Here is a 13490-nt window from a genome sequence, read left to right as displayed (position 1 = left end):
TGATGCACTGGCCTGAACGGGCCTGACACAAGACAAACAACCACCGCCGCAAACGCGAAAATTTCAGTTCCATACCAATAGCTCCGCAGGCGTCGGGTTGTAGGCGTTGCATGGGTTGTTCAGTTGCGGGCAGTTGGAGATCAGCACGATCACGTCCATCTCGGCCCGCAGGTCGACGTATTTGCCCGGCGCCGAAATCCCGTCTTCGAACGTCAGCCCGCCGTCGGCCGTCACCGGCACGTTCATGAAGAAGTTGATGTTCGGCCCGATGTCTCCCTTGCCCAGCCGACCATCGTGGACACAGGCGCGCAGGTAATTGTCGCGGCAGCTGTGCATGTAGCGTTTCTCCAACGCATAACGCACGGTGTTGCTCTCTTGGGCGCAGGCACCGCCGAGGGTGTCGTGACGCCCGCAAGTGTCAGCGACGATGGTCAGCATCGGTTTGCCGAGGTTGGAATAGAGCACGCTGCCGGTGCTCAGGTAGACGCTGTTCTGCCGACGCAACGTTCGCTGTACGTCATAGCGCTCCTTGGGATTGGCGAGACTGTAGAACAGAGTGTCGACGGCCTGATTGCCTTCCAGGTCGAGGATGCGCAAGGTCTGGCCGGCCTTGACCTCCATCAGCCAGGGTTCGCCGGCGGGGATGGTGGCGCGGTACACCGCGGCTTCAGGCAGCTGTTGAGCGGTGGTGATAACAAGTGACATGGCAGCGATCCTCAAGCGAACAGACGGTCGGTGTTGATGAAGCCGCGCTCGTTTTCCGGGCGCGAGGTGCGGCAGTGTTCGGCGACACTGGGATCGGCGTTCATCCAGCTGAGCTTCAGCGGTTTGGGTGCGTACTCAGGCGCCGGATCCATCGGATGTTGCAGCGCGGTGAGCACCACCAGGGTGTCCATCGGCGCATACAACTCGATGTAATCACCGGCCTTGGAATGGCCTTCGACGAAGTGGAAATGCCCGGCCTCATCGACGTTCACACGGCTGAACAGGTTGAGGGTCATCAACAGATCGGACAGGCCCAAACCCCACTTGCCCAGTTCCACCAACAGGTTGTCGGTGCCGTTGCGAAAGAAGCCATTGCGCAGTTCCTGATAGCGGCCCGCGCCGTACTTTTGCGCGACCTCTTCAGCGCACAGCACGCCGCCGAGGCTGTCGCTCCAGCCGCAGGTATCGGCCGTGATGGCCGCCAGTACCCGACCCATGTCCGAATACAGGCAATGGCCGGTGGTGAGCTTGGCGGTGTGTTGGCATTTGAGGCTGTCGGGCAGGTTCAGGCGTTCGGTTTTTTCGTTGGCGTTGAGCAGCGTCAGGCTGACATTGGCACCGCCGCGCAGGTCGGTCAGGCGCAGCAATTGGCCGCGTTTCAGAACGAAGGAACGATGGCCGCCGCCAGGGAGCATTTCTTCGGCGAAGGGCGCAAATAGTTGGGTCGAATCAGTCATGTGTAAATTCCTCTAAGCGATGCGAAGCGAACCTGCCAACGGAGCCGGCAGGGCGTCGACGGCGGCGCGATTGGCGCGGCGGTCGCTGTTCAAAGGGATGTCGTAGGTGATGCGTGCGCCATAGGCGCCGGGGGCGTGCGGGTCGATGCGGACCTTGTCGAACACCAGCAAACGGGTGCCGAGGCTGAAACCTTCGGACAGGTCATGGGTGACCATGAACACTGTCAGCTGGGTCTCGCGCCACAGTTCCAGCAGCAAGCCGTGCATGTCCTTGCGGATGCCCGGATCGAGCGCGCCGAAGGGTTCGTCGAGCAGCAACACACGCGGCTTCATGATCAGCGCCTGGGCAATCGCCAGCCGTTGCTGCATACCGCCGGAGAGCTGCGCCGGGTATTTGTCCAGCGAGTGACCGAGGCCGACTTTGTGCAGCAACACCGAAGCCTGTTCCCGCGCCTCGCGTTTGGCGCTGCCGAACAACCGCCCCAGCAAGGGCGAGCGCGGCAGTTCGAGGCCCAGGGCGACGTTGTCCAGCACGCTCAAGTGCGGGAACACCGAGTAGCGCTGGAATACCACGCCACGGCTGGCATCCGGTTCGCTGGCCAGGGCCTGGCCGTCGAGCAAAATTTCGCCGCGACTGGCCCGTTCCTGGCCCAGCAGTAGCCGCAGGAAAGTCGATTTACCGCAACCTGAAGCACCCACCAAGGTGCAGAACTCACCCTCGTCGACGTTCAGGTTCAATCCCTCGAGTACCACCTGATCGGCATATTGCTGCCAGACGTTTTTCACCGTGATGAAGCTCATGCGCGCGCTCCTTCATACCAAGGGAACGCCCGTTGGGTCAGGCGTTTCAGACCCCAGTCCATCAGCCAGGCGAGGAGGGTGATCCACACCACGTAGGGCAAAATCACGTCCATCGCCAGGTAGCGGCGCACCAGGAAAATCCGATAGCCGAGACCATCGGTGGAGGCGATGGCTTCGGCAGCGATCAGGAACAACCACGCCGAGCCCAGCATCAGTCGCAGCGAGATCAGCAGACGCGGCAGTAATTGCGGCAGCACCACGCGCAGCATCAAGGTCCAGGTCGAAGCGCCAAGCGTCTGTGCCTTGATCAGCAACTCGACGGGAATTTCCCGGGCGCGCTGTTCCAGATCCCGGGCCAGGCACGGGGTGATACCGATCACGATCAGCATCACTTTCGACAACTCCCCCAGCCCGAACACGATGAACAGAATCGGCAGGATCGCCAGCGGCGGCACCATCGACAGCACGGTAAGTACCGGCGACAACGGTGCGCCAAACAGCGGCAGGGTCCCGGCGGCGATGCCCAGGCACAGCCCGGCCAATGCACTGATTCCGAGGCCGATGGCCAGCCGTCGCAGGCTGGCGGCGCTGTCTTGCCAGAGCAGGTATTCACCGGTGCGGGTGTCGGCGGTGAAGGCCAGGCGTTTCACCGCGTCGGTCATCTGCACGGCACTGGGCAGCAGTTTGTCGTTGGGGTTGTCCATCAGCCGATCGGCCGAGCCCATGAAGTAGGCGAACAACACCAGGGCGAACGGCAGGATCACCAACAGCAGGCGACTCGGGCGATCCGGGTGGCGATTGATCAGGCGCATGGCCTAGTCCTCCGTTGTTACAACGTGGAGTCGGCAGCCATCTGCACGTAGCTCGGGTCGAAGCGCAGCTTGAGGTTGGTCTTGTCGCCGCTGGTCACGCCATTGGCGAAGGCCATTCCGATGGCGCTGGTGTCCTTGGCGCCTTCACCCAGCAAGCCGTGCTGAAAGGAAAACTCGGCGACCTTGCGCATGGTGTCGGGCAATTGCTTGCTGGTGGAAAACGCCAAGGCTTCCTGGGGGGTGGCGAACAGCTTGGTGGTGTCGAGTTGCGCCTGGAAACCGGCAAGGTCGGTGCCCGAGGCTTTGGCCATGTGTTCGAGGGCGGCTTTGCTGGCGGCGTTTTTGGCGTTCATCAATGCCACCACTTCAAACCAGGCGCCGGTCAGCGCTTTGCCCAGGGCCGGGTTGTCTTTGAGGGTGGCGCTGTTGACCACCATCATGTCCATGATTTCGCCGGGAACCTGGCTGGAGTTGAAGACTTCGGTCACGCCGGGCTTGGCCTTGATGTCCGAAAGCATCGGGTTCCAGGTGGTGACGGCGTTGACCTGATCGGTGTTGAAGGCGGCCGAGATGTCGGCGTCGGAGGTGTTGACTACTTTCAGGTCTTTCTCGGTGAGGTCCACCGAATCGAGTGCTCGGGCCAATAGATAGTGGGACACCGAGAGCTCAACCAGATTGACGTCCATGCCCTTGAGGTCGGCGACTTTCTTGCCTTCACCTTTGAGCACGATGCCGTCGTTGCCGTTGGAGAAGTCGCTGACGATCAGCGCTGTGCTGTCGACGCCACCGGCCGCCGGAATGGTCAGCGCGTCCATGTTGGTCATGGTGCAGCCGTCGAACTGGCCGGCGGTGTATTGGTTGATGGATTCGACGTAATCGTTGAGCTGCACCACATCGATTTTGATGCCGTACTTTTTCGCCCATTTGTCGACGATGCCTTGGCTGCCGGCATATTCCCAGGGCATCCAGCCGGCATAAATAGTCCAGCAGACGCTGAAATGGTCTTTCTGTGCGGCTTGGGACGAGACGCTCACGAGGGCTGCAAAAGCAGCGGCGAGCAGGGTGGGTAAACGAAGTCGGGACATGGTGTGGTTCTCCAGTTGATCAAGGGCGGACAGGAAGGCAGCGGCACCGCGAACGGTGGCTTGTCTCCCGGGCTTTTGTCCCGCCGTGTAACCTCAACTGGAGGTCGCCAACTCTCGGACCAGCCACTCGCCTAAGCGAGCCGGAACCCTAGTCAGCCATTGCAAATTGTGGTGCCGCGAACCTGTGATGACTCCTGCACGCCTTTGGTTAAGCGAGAGCCGTGCCAACTCGGCTTGAACCCTCTGGGTGGGGGCATGCAGGGAAGAGGGCGGATAAAGGGGGCGTGCGCCTTGCCTTGTCATGGTGCGCTGGCGCGCAACCGTGCACCGTAGATGGACGGGCTGGCCGCTGATCTGAAGGCCGATACCGTTTGGCACTCGGTGCAGGTTTGAAAGTCAAAACAGGTGTGAGTCGACTGCTGTTGCAGGTCTTTCAGGAGGCCTCCATGTTCTGTCAAAAAAAGCTCCGCCAAATGTTTCTCAGCGTGTTTTTTGGTTTGGGCCTGTCCGGCTGTTACTACTATGCAGGTGGCGGTGATATTTATCCGACACCCTATTACTATCCCGGCTATTACTACTCACCTTACTACTACGGCGGCCCGCGTTTTTACGGCGGCTATCGTTACTATTATTTCAGTGGTCCCCGTCATTACCATCGCGGCGGACACTATCGCGGGCACCGCTGATCAGCTCATGAATGCAACGGCGCGTCCGGCTTACGGACGTGCCGTTTTTCTTGTGTGAAAGATGAAGAACCTTTCATCGGCTACTTGTTTCAACGTGTTACAGGAACGCACCAGATTCCGAATTCACTGTCTGATCTTTCGACAGTTGTGAACAATTGACTGTCGCCTGCCAGCGTCGCTGGTGTGGCTCACTCGCGGTCCAGGAGGCCGCCATGCTCTGTCAAAAAAAGCTCCACCAAATTCTGCTGATTGCTCTATTGGGATTGTTTCTTGGTGCGTGCGTACCCTATTCCGACGGAGGAGACAGCTACTACCGTTCCGAGGTTTACACGTCCCCAGCGCCGTATTACTCCGGTGGCGGGTCTTACTACTCTGATGGTGGTTACTACTCGGCCCCGCGCAGGTATTACTCACCGCCTGCACGGTATTATCAGCCATCGCCGCGTTATTACTCCCAGCCGCGGGTTTATCAACCGGCACCGCGCTATTACGACTACCGCGGCTACCAGAATCGCGGATGGGACCGTCATGACCGCGGTGGTTGGGACGGTCGTAACCGGGGCGATTGGGATGGCCGGAACCGAGGCGGCCGGGGCGATGGCTATCGAGGCCACAGGGATCACCGTGATGGAAGAGGCGATCACCGCGGTCGCGGCGATCACGATGGCCGAGACGGCCACCGTTAACCATTCAATTAAAAACGGCGCATGAAGCGCCGTTTTTTTTGTGCCTGGATTTCAGTACTCAGACAGATCGGCCAGAGGGTGCCGACCTTCCCATACCTTGCGAAAATGCGCCTCCACCGCCGCTTCCGGCACATTGTTGATGTCCGGCCAGTGCCAGTGAGGTTTCTGGTCCTTGTCGATCAACCGCGCTCGTACGCCCTCGCTGAACTCCGGATGACGGCAGCAGTTGAGGCTTATGGTGTATTCCATCTGAAAGACTTGAGCCAGTGACAGGTGCCGGGCGCGAACGATCTGTTCCCACACAAGATGAGCGGTCAGGGGCGAGCCTTCAGCCATGGTTTTGGCGGCACGACCGAGCAGCGGGTCGGAATGATCGCGCAGCGCACTGATGGCCTTCCAGGCGCAACGAACGTCGCTGACATCCAACAGTTCGTCGATCAGCTCGCGTCGAGGCAACCACTGCGCTTGCGGCATCTGCGCGATCGCTTCCTGCTGCATGGCCTTGAGCAGGCTGTTGAGCTGCATGGCTGTCTGTTCCTGCCAGTTCAATTGCAGCAAACCTTCGATCAGCTCATGCTGTTGATCATCGCGCAGGAAGCGGTCGGCGAGGTCCAGATCGATCGCATCGCGACCGTTCATCTGGGCGCCGGTCAGGCCGAGAAACAATCCGAGCTTGCCGGGCAACCGCGATAGAAACCAGCTGGCGCCGACGTCCGGGTACAAGCCGATGCCGATCTCCGGCATCGCCAGCCGGCTGCTTGGCGTGACGATCCGAATGCTCGCCCCTTGCAGCAGCCCCATGCCACCGCCCAGCACGTAACCATGCCCCCAGCAGATCAGCGGTTTCGGGTAGGTGTGCAGGTTGAAGTCGAGGCGATATTCTGCCGCAAAGAAGTGTGCAGCCAAGGGCGGCACTTCGCCGGGAAGGGCGCGACACGCCTCCACCAGGCTGCGTACTTCCCCGCCGGCGCAAAAAGCCTTGCCGCCATTGCCGCGCAGCAGCACGCAAACGATCTGTGGCTCCTTGGCCCAGGCATCCAGTTGATCGCGCAGGGCGTTGATCATCGGCAAGGAGAGGGCGTTGAGGGACTTTTCGGCATCCAGGCTGGCGATGCCGATGCGTGCGCCGTCGGTGCCGGTGAGTTCTTCGAAGTGCAGATTCATCATGACCTCGATCGGTAAATTGAGCGTTTAGTATGATCGCTCTATAGGAAAGTGCCGGATCTGTATCAGATCAATTGACAAGGGAGATAGGGTTTCCTAGGGTTCGCCCCATTGTTTTTGCCGGATGTAACCATGACTGCTGACGACCGTATCAAACTCGAACCGAGCTGGAAGGAGGCACTGCGTGCCGAATTCGACCAGCCTTACATGGCAGAGTTGCGCACATTCCTGCAACAGGAGCGCGCGGCGGGCAAAGAGATCTATCCTCCCGGACCAATGATCTTCAACGCGCTCAATTCCACGCCGCTGGACAAGGTCAAAGTGGTCATTCTAGGTCAAGACCCTTACCACGGCCCGGGTCAGGCCCATGGGTTGTGCTTCTCGGTACAACCGGGTGTTCCGGCACCGCCATCGCTGGTGAACATTTACAAAGAGTTGAAGCGCGACCTGAACATCGACATACCCAGTCACGGCTACCTGCAGAGTTGGGCAGAGCAGGGCGTGTTGATGCTCAACACCACCATGACCGTGGAACGCGCGAATGCCAACGCCCATGCGGGCAAGGGCTGGCAATATTTTACCGACCGGATTATCGAAGTGGTCAGCGAGCACCAGCCACATCTGGTATTCCTGCTGTGGGGCGCACATGCCCAGAGCAAGCAGAAACTCATCGACGCCACCAAACACCTGGTGCTGACCTCGGTTCACCCGTCGCCGCTGTCCGCCTATCGCGGCTTCCTCGGTTGCGGACACTTCAGCCGGGCGAACAAGTTTCTGGAGCAGAACGGCGAGACGCCGATCGAGTGGCGGTTGCCGTCGGTCTGAAGATTGTGGCGAGGGGGCTTGCCCCCGTTGGGTCGCGCAGCGGCCCCAAAACCAGCCACACTGCATTTCTCAAATTTTACGACTGCTTCGCAGCCGAACGGGGGCAAGCCCCCTCGCCACAGGACTCATGTCAGGGAGAATCCGGCTCCCGGTTCCAATACCGAAACAAAGGCTCCGCCAGAAACAATACAAACAACAGCCGCATCACCTGCATCGCCGTTACCAACGGCACCGACAATTGCAGGGTTTCTGCCGTCAAACTCATCTCGGCAATCCCGCCGGGCATCATGCCCAAGGTCAGTGAGCGCAGATCCAGATGGGTCAGCGCACTCAAACCCAATGCCGCCAAAGTGGCGATCAACATGGTCAACACCGTGCCCAGCAGGGTTCGGCCCATGAAGGACGGCGCCCGCCGGAAGAACTGCCGATTGAAGTGACACCCCAACCCGCTGCCAATCAGCCACTGGCCAATCTGACTGCCGCCATTGGGCAGACCGATGTGCAGGTCCCAGGCAATGCTCACCGTCGCAGTCACCAGCAACGGTCCGAACAGCCAGGGATTGGGTTGTCGCAGCCGCTCCCAGACCCAGGCGGCAAGGGCGCCCGCCGGAAACAGAATGGCCAGCCACCACCAATTGACGGTCGTTGGATGCAAGACCGGCGCACCGTCGCCCAACAGATACTTGAACGCCGCCGGCACACACAGCACCACCACCAACACCCGCAAACTTTGCCCCGCCGCGACACGGCTGAGCACCGCGCCGTTGCGGGCGCCAAGGTTGACCATTTCGCCGGAGCCACCGGGCATGCTGGAAAAGAATGCGGTGGCGCGATCTTCCCCGGTACGCCGCATCAACCAGACCCCGACCACCGCGGACAGGCTAGTGACCAACGCACCGAAGAAGATCAGACCGAAGTGGCTCAACACCTGCTCCATCACCACCGGGGTGAAGTGCAGGCCGATGCCGATGCCGACGATCCACTGGCCGCACTTGCGCCCGCCAGGGATTTCCGCCAATTGCCAGGGAGTCAGGCAGCGCACCAGGATGATCGCCAGCAACGAGCCGACCATCCACGGCAGCGGCCAGCCGATCTGGCTGGCGAGGTAACCACCCAGCAGACCGACCAGCGGTGTTCCCCACCAGCTTTTGAACGGGGTGCGATCAGACATCGGCGATAGCGCGCCGGGCGACCGAACGTTTGCGCCAGATACGCAGCAGCGGCATCAGCAACATGATTGCAGTCAACACCCAGCAACCGAATGTGATCGGGCTCGACCAGAGGATTTCCAGCGCACCGTTGGAAATCGACAGGGCGCGACGCAGGTTTTGCTCCATCAGACCTCCAAGGATGAAACCCAGCAGTACCGGCGACAATGGGAAGTCCAGCTTGCGCAGGATGTAGCCGAAGATGCCGATGCCGATCATCAGGAACAGGTCGAACGTGGTGGCATGCACCGCGTAGACACCGATCCCGGTGATGATCGCGATCACCGGCACCAGCGCCCAGTTTGGCACGGCGAGAATGCGGGTAAAGATGCGGATCATCGGAATGTTGAGGATCACCAGCATCACGTTGGCGACGAACAACGACGCGATCAGCCCCCAGACGATGTCCGGTTGCTGCTGGAACAACAGCGGGCCAGGGGTGATGTTGTACAGCGACAGCGCGCCGATCATCACCGCCGTGGTGCCCGAACCCGGAACGCCGAGGGTCAGCATCGGCACCAGTGCACCGCAGGCGGCGCCGCCGATGGCGGTTTCCGGAGCCGCGAGACCGCGCATATCGCCTTGTCCGAACGTGCCCTTGGCGCCGGCAATACGTTTCTCGGTCATGTAGGCCACAGCGCTGGCCAATGTCGCGCCGGCACCCGGCAACACGCCCATGATGAAGCCCAGCAAACCGCAACGGATGTTCACCACGAACACCGCCGAGGCTTCCTTGAAGTTGAACATCATGCGCCCGGTGGCTTTCACCGCTTCCTGGCCGCGGTGGGTTTTTTCCAGCAGCAGGAGGATTTCGCTGATGGAGAACAGGCCCAATACCAGCACGACAAACTGAATGCCGTCCGTCAGGTGAATGTTATCCCCGGTGAAACGGTATACGCCGCTGTTGGCGTCGATCCCGACGCTGGACAGAAACAGACCGATCAGCGCTGCAATGAAGGTCTTGAGCGGTCGGTCGCCAGCCATGCCGCCGAGACAGACAATCGCAAACACCATCAGCACGAAATACTCCGCCGGTCCGAAGGCAATCGCCCATTTCGCCAGCAGCGGGGCGAACAGCACCATGCCGCACGTCGCAATGAATGCACCGATGAACGAGCTCCACGCCGACAGCGACAGCGCTACACCGGCCAGGCCTTTGCGGGCCATCGGATAACCGTCGAGGGTGGTCATCACGGTGGAGGCTTCGCCCGGAATGTTCAGCAGGATCGAGCTGATCCGGCCGCCATACTCGCAACCCAGGTACACCGCCGCCAACAGGATCAACGCCGACTCCGGTGGCAGGCCGAGGGCGAATGCGATCGGAATCAGCAACGCCACGCCGTTGATCGGGCCCAGCCCTGGCAACAGACCGACGACGGTACCGATCAGGGTGCCGCACAGCGCGGTCACGAGATTGTATGGGGTCAGCGCGACGCCGAAGCCCTGACCCAAATAGCCTAGAGTATCCATATCAGTTCTCCAGAACGTCGAGCACGCCCAGCGGCAGTGGCACGTCCATCAACTTGTCGAACAGCAGATAAAGACCGATGGCCATCAGGCTGATGATCACCGCACTGGGCAGCCAGCGGCCGCCATACAGGCGTGCCATCGGGACACCGATCAGAATGCTGGCGACGATGAAACCAAGAGGTTCGAAGGTCCCGGCGAACACCAGCAACAGCAGCACGCAAATACCGATTTTGATCAGGGTTTCGCGGTCCAGTTTCGGGTCATCGTCGCTGTGCACGATCGGCGCCGGTCGAAACACCATGTACAGCAAAGCCAGGCCCATCAGGCCGAGCATCAACAGAGGGAAGGCCCGAGGCCCGACCGGTTCGTAGGAAAAAGCCGCTTGATACGGCCACGCCATCAGGGCCAGGCCGATACAGGCCAGCAACAGCACCGAAGCGAAAATGCGTTGTATGAGCATGAGGAACTCCTGGGCCACGACCCCGAGAACCGGGGTCGTGGCCGCTAGACAGAGGCGATCACTGGATCAGGCCGAACTCTTTGGCCAGCACTTTGTAGTCCGCGACCTGCTTCTTCACGTAGGTGTCCAGCTCCGGGCCGGTCATGGCGAACGGGAACAGTTCACGCTGATCGCGCAGCTTGGCGAAGTCCTCGGAGGCCAGCAGTTTGTCGAAGGCGTCTTTCCACCAGGCGTAGTCTTCGTCGCTGACTTTTGGCCCGAGATAGAAACCGCGAACCACCGGCCAGACGATGTCATAGCCTTGCTCTTTAGCCGTCGGAATGTCTTTCATTTCCGGCTCGTCCAGACGCTTCTCGGAGAACACAGCGAGTAGACGCATGTCGCCGCTCTGGATGTGTGGCATGGAGTCGGAGATGTCGGTGCTGCCGACCTGGATGTGGCCACCCAGCAGGGCGGTGGCGATTTCACCACCGCCTTCGAGGGCGACGTAACGCAGGTCGCGCGGGTTGATTCCGGCCGCCTTGGCGATCAGAGCGGTTTGCATCCAGTCCTGGCTGCCGACGGTGCCGCCGGAGCCGATCACCACTTTGCTCGGATCTTTCTTCAGCGCCTGGACCAGGTCGTCCAGGGTCTTGTAAGGCGAATCGCTTTTCACCGCGATGGCGCCATAGCTGGTGCCAACAGCGGCCAGCCAACGAACGTTGGTTTCATCGAAACGACCGAACTTGCCTTGCGCCAGGTTCAGCAGCGAACCGCTGGACCACGCCACCAGCGTGCCGGCATCGGCAGGACGCTGGGCGACCACCGCGTTGTACGCCACCGCGCCGACGCCGCCGGGCATGTAGGTCACGCGCATCGGTTTGGTCAGCAGTTTTTCGTTCACCAGCGCGCTTTGCGCCAGTTTGCAGGTCAGGTCGAAACCGCCGCCTGGCGACGCCGGGGCGATGCATTCCGGGCGTTTCGGTTCGGCCATCAATTGGCCGGCGAACAGCACGACGCTGGCGGCGAGAGCAACTTTACGCAATGACAGGTTCATTCAAGTCTCCTTGGGATTTTTGTTATGGACGTACTGAATTACCAAAGTGCAACGCTATAGCTCACCAGCAGACGCACTTCATCGGCATCGCGAGCGGAGTAGTTGGAACGGTAGGTGGCATTGCGCAGGCGTACGGCGACATCTTTCAGGGCGCCACTTTGTACGACGTATTTGATCTCGGTGTTGCGTTCCCACTCTTTGCCTTCATCACCGTTTTTGAGCTTGATGTTGTCACCGCTCAGGTAACGGCTCATGAAGCTCAGGCCCGGAATACCGAGTTTGGAGAAGTCATAGTCGTAACGCGCTTGCCAGGAGCGTTCTTCGGCGCCGGCAAAGTCGTTGATCTGCACGAAGTTGACCAGGTACGGATCGCTGCCATCGACGTAGGGGAAGGCACTGTCGCCGGACATGTGCTGATAGCCGGCGCTGAGTTTATGCCCGTTCAAGGCGTAGCTCACCAGACCGTTCAGGGATTTGTTGTCGATCTTGCCGCCCCGGGCCGCGCCCTCGTCGTCACTGATGGCCAATCGCAGATCGGTGCCGAACGTACCGGGGCCGAACGGTTGCGACGCGACAACGCCGAGGAAGTGCTGGTTGTAGACTTCATCGAGCTGAGCGAAGTGGTAGCTGCCGGTGATCTTGTCGGTGAACTTGTAGTCCACGCCGCCAAAGTCAAAGTGCTTGCCGGCCACGGTACCGGCGAAACGGCTGTTCTTGTTGTTGAGGGCGATGTCCTCGAAGTCGGTGCTGTCGCGGTCCTTGGCTTTCTCCAGACGCCCGCCGGTGAAGGTCAGGTTCTTGATCTCTTTGGAGGTCAGCAGGCCGCCTTCAAAGGTCTGCGGCAGAATGCGCCCGTCGTTGGGTTTGAGGATCGGCAGTTCCGGAATCAGGCTGCCGATTTTCAGTTCAGTGGCGGAGATTTTCACTTTGCCGGTCAGGCCGAGCTTGGAATATTCATCCGCCGCGCGCCCGTCGTCATGGGTCGGCAACAGACCGGTTCCAGTGCGATCCGGACTTGAATCGAGTTTTACCCCCAGCATGCCCAGCGCATCGACACCGAACCCCACGGTGCCGTCGGTGTAACCCGATTGCAGATTGAGCATGAACCCCTGAGCCCATTCGTCCCGCTTGGATTGCTGGGCGCTGGTGCCATCGCGAAAGTCGCGGTTGAAATACATGTTGCGGGTTTCGAAGGTTGCCGTACTGTCTTCGAAGAAGGCAGCCTGGCTCAACGGCGAAAAGCCGGCGAGGGCGGCGGCACTGGCAAGGGCGGTATGGCTGAGACGGGAAAAACGAGCAGGCGGACGAGCCTGAAGCTGCATGGACAGCATGGTGACGTACTCCGTTTATTGTTCTTATTGGCGAAAACGCTTCGAGGCGTTTTTCGTACAGCGACGGCAGTCGAAACTGTCCGTGGCTGGACTCTAACCGGTCAACCTTTCGCTAACCTTTCAGCTGACTTTCCCTGTTTTCGGGCTTCACAGCGACGGATGCGGCTGTAAACTCCGCGCCAAAGAATGGCGTCGACCATCCCTGAATGAGGTAAAGATCCATGCGTGTTCTGCTCGTCGAAGACCACCTGCAGCTTGCCGAAAGTGTCGCCCAGGCGCTCAAGAGCACCGGCTTGACCGTGGATGTGCTGCACGACGGTGTGGCAGCCGATCTGGCCTTGAGCAGCGAGGAATACGCCGTGGCGATCCTCGATGTCGGCCTGCCGCGCATGGATGGCTTCGAAGTGCTGGCGCGCTTGCGGGCCCGGGGCAAGAACCTGCCGGTGCTGATGCTGACCGCCCGCAGCGACGTCAAGGATCGGGT

The 13490-nt window shown here is 60.4% G+C and carries 15 protein-coding genes and 1 riboswitch; of the genes, 4 read left to right on the top strand and 11 right to left on the bottom strand.

The features are described 5' to 3' along the window. Nucleotides 1-63: 63 nt before the first annotated feature. The 5 genes from ACQKPC_RS25890 to ACQKPC_RS25870 are packed head-to-tail and all read right to left on the bottom strand — an operon-like array spanning nt 64 to nt 4140. Complete coding sequence (locus tag ACQKPC_RS25890) at nt 64-705, bottom strand: urea amidolyase associated protein UAAP2 (RefSeq protein WP_427627302.1); 642 nt, start codon at nt 703-705, stop codon at nt 64-66. 11 nt (nt 706-716) lie between these two features. Further along, the gene (locus tag ACQKPC_RS25885) at nt 717-1442 is read right to left on the bottom strand and encodes an urea amidolyase associated protein UAAP1 (protein WP_427627300.1); all 726 of its coding nucleotides are present in this window, start codon (nt 1440-1442) and stop codon (nt 717-719) included. A gap of 12 nt (nt 1443-1454) precedes the next feature. Continuing rightward, the gene (locus tag ACQKPC_RS25880) at nt 1455-2243 is read right to left on the bottom strand and encodes an ABC transporter ATP-binding protein (RefSeq protein WP_427627298.1); all 789 of its coding nucleotides are present in this window, start codon (nt 2241-2243) and stop codon (nt 1455-1457) included. Then, the gene (locus tag ACQKPC_RS25875) at nt 2240-3055 is read right to left on the bottom strand and encodes an ABC transporter permease (RefSeq protein ID WP_007898585.1); all 816 of its coding nucleotides are present in this window, start codon (nt 3053-3055) and stop codon (nt 2240-2242) included. The genes ACQKPC_RS25880 and ACQKPC_RS25875 overlap by 4 nt, the downstream gene beginning before the upstream one ends. A 17-nt stretch (nt 3056-3072) precedes the next feature. Further along, nucleotides 3073-4140, bottom strand: coding sequence for a putative urea ABC transporter substrate-binding protein (locus ACQKPC_RS25870; protein ID WP_427627296.1), 1068 nt, complete (start codon nt 4138-4140; stop codon nt 3073-3075). Between the two features lie 62 nt (nt 4141-4202). Continuing rightward, nucleotides 4203-4303: riboswitch (guanidine-I (ykkC/yxkD leader) on the bottom strand. Between the two features lie 283 nt (nt 4304-4586). Between ACQKPC_RS25870 and ACQKPC_RS25865 the strand changes: the two genes are divergently transcribed. Next, nucleotides 4587-4826, top strand: a complete 240-nt coding sequence (locus tag ACQKPC_RS25865) for a hypothetical protein (RefSeq protein WP_427627294.1) — start codon at nt 4587-4589, stop codon at nt 4824-4826. 212 nt (nt 4827-5038) lie between these two features. After that, entirely contained in the window at nt 5039-5512 is a 474-nt protein-coding gene (locus tag ACQKPC_RS25860; RefSeq protein ID WP_427627292.1) for a hypothetical protein, read from the top strand. Nucleotides 5513-5563: 51 nt separating this feature from the next. On the opposite strand, the gene ACQKPC_RS25855 is transcribed toward ACQKPC_RS25860, so the two are convergent. Further along, nucleotides 5564-6676 (bottom strand): enoyl-CoA hydratase/isomerase family protein, encoded by a 1113-nt coding sequence (locus tag ACQKPC_RS25855; RefSeq protein ID WP_427627344.1) that lies wholly within the window; start codon nt 6674-6676, stop codon nt 5564-5566. A gap of 132 nt (nt 6677-6808) precedes the next feature. Between ACQKPC_RS25855 and ung the strand changes: the two genes are divergently transcribed. Continuing rightward, complete coding sequence (gene ung, locus ACQKPC_RS25850) at nt 6809-7501, top strand: uracil-DNA glycosylase (RefSeq protein WP_063342762.1); 693 nt, start codon at nt 6809-6811, stop codon at nt 7499-7501. A gap of 130 nt (nt 7502-7631) precedes the next feature. On the opposite strand, the gene ACQKPC_RS25845 is transcribed toward ung, so the two are convergent. Genes ACQKPC_RS25845 through ACQKPC_RS25825 form a run of 5 tightly spaced genes read right to left on the bottom strand, consistent with a single transcriptional unit; the run spans nt 7632 to nt 13006 of the window. Continuing rightward, nucleotides 7632-8672, bottom strand: a complete 1041-nt coding sequence (locus ACQKPC_RS25845) for an AbrB family transcriptional regulator (protein WP_427627290.1) — start codon at nt 8670-8672, stop codon at nt 7632-7634. Then, entirely contained in the window at nt 8665-10179 is a 1515-nt protein-coding gene (locus ACQKPC_RS25840) for a tripartite tricarboxylate transporter permease (RefSeq protein WP_192344354.1), read from the bottom strand. Before ACQKPC_RS25840 ends, ACQKPC_RS25845 begins: the two co-directional genes overlap by 8 nt. 1 nt (nt 10180) lies before the next feature. Beyond that, nucleotides 10181-10639 carry a tripartite tricarboxylate transporter TctB family protein gene (locus tag ACQKPC_RS25835; RefSeq protein WP_123499096.1) on the bottom strand — a complete coding sequence of 153 codons (459 nt, stop codon included), beginning with the start codon at nt 10637-10639 and terminating at the stop codon, nt 10181-10183. A gap of 58 nt (nt 10640-10697) precedes the next feature. Continuing rightward, nucleotides 10698-11675, bottom strand: coding sequence for a Bug family tripartite tricarboxylate transporter substrate binding protein (locus tag ACQKPC_RS25830; RefSeq protein ID WP_427627288.1), 978 nt, complete (start codon nt 11673-11675; stop codon nt 10698-10700). A gap of 38 nt (nt 11676-11713) precedes the next feature. After that, nucleotides 11714-13006 (bottom strand): OprD family porin, encoded by a 1293-nt coding sequence (locus tag ACQKPC_RS25825; RefSeq protein WP_427627286.1) that lies wholly within the window; start codon nt 13004-13006, stop codon nt 11714-11716. A 221-nt stretch (nt 13007-13227) separates the two neighbouring features. Here ACQKPC_RS25825 and ACQKPC_RS25820 point away from each other — a divergent pair. Continuing rightward, a partial coding sequence (locus ACQKPC_RS25820) for a response regulator (RefSeq protein WP_427627284.1) occupies nt 13228-13490 on the top strand: 263 nt, incomplete at its 3' end.

The sequence above is a fragment of the Pseudomonas sp. NPDC089918 genome (genome assembly GCF_050280605.1).
Classification (GTDB): Bacteria; Pseudomonadota; Gammaproteobacteria; order Pseudomonadales; family Pseudomonadaceae; genus Aquipseudomonas.
This window is presented reverse-complemented; position numbering and strand designations above follow the sequence as displayed.

Coding starts and splice junctions, on each gene's coding strand:
- ACQKPC_RS25890 (WP_427627302.1), bottom strand. CDS start 705: ATGTCACTTGTTATCACCACCGCTCAACAGCTGCCTGAAGCCGCGGTG.
- ACQKPC_RS25885 (WP_427627300.1), bottom strand. CDS start 1,442: ATGACTGATTCGACCCAACTATTTGCGCCCTTCGCCGAAGAAATGCTC.
- ACQKPC_RS25880 (WP_427627298.1), bottom strand. CDS start 2,243: ATGAGCTTCATCACGGTGAAAAACGTCTGGCAGCAATATGCCGATCAG.
- ACQKPC_RS25875 (WP_007898585.1), bottom strand. CDS start 3,055: ATGCGCCTGATCAATCGCCACCCGGATCGCCCGAGTCGCCTGCTGTTG.
- ACQKPC_RS25870 (WP_427627296.1), bottom strand. CDS start 4,140: ATGTCCCGACTTCGTTTACCCACCCTGCTCGCCGCTGCTTTTGCAGCC.
- ACQKPC_RS25865 (WP_427627294.1), top strand. CDS start 4,587: ATGTTCTGTCAAAAAAAGCTCCGCCAAATGTTTCTCAGCGTGTTTTTT.
- ACQKPC_RS25860 (WP_427627292.1), top strand. CDS start 5,039: ATGCTCTGTCAAAAAAAGCTCCACCAAATTCTGCTGATTGCTCTATTG.
- ACQKPC_RS25855 (WP_427627344.1), bottom strand. CDS start 6,676: ATGAATCTGCACTTCGAAGAACTCACCGGCACCGACGGCGCACGCATC.
- ung (WP_063342762.1), top strand. CDS start 6,809: ATGACTGCTGACGACCGTATCAAACTCGAACCGAGCTGGAAGGAGGCA.
- ACQKPC_RS25845 (WP_427627290.1), bottom strand. CDS start 8,672: ATGTCTGATCGCACCCCGTTCAAAAGCTGGTGGGGAACACCGCTGGTC.
- ACQKPC_RS25840 (WP_192344354.1), bottom strand. CDS start 10,179: ATGGATACTCTAGGCTATTTGGGTCAGGGCTTCGGCGTCGCGCTGACC.
- ACQKPC_RS25835 (WP_123499096.1), bottom strand. CDS start 10,639: ATGCTCATACAACGCATTTTCGCTTCGGTGCTGTTGCTGGCCTGTATC.
- ACQKPC_RS25830 (WP_427627288.1), bottom strand. CDS start 11,675: ATGAACCTGTCATTGCGTAAAGTTGCTCTCGCCGCCAGCGTCGTGCTG.
- ACQKPC_RS25825 (WP_427627286.1), bottom strand. CDS start 13,006: ATGCTGTCCATGCAGCTTCAGGCTCGTCCGCCTGCTCGTTTTTCCCGT.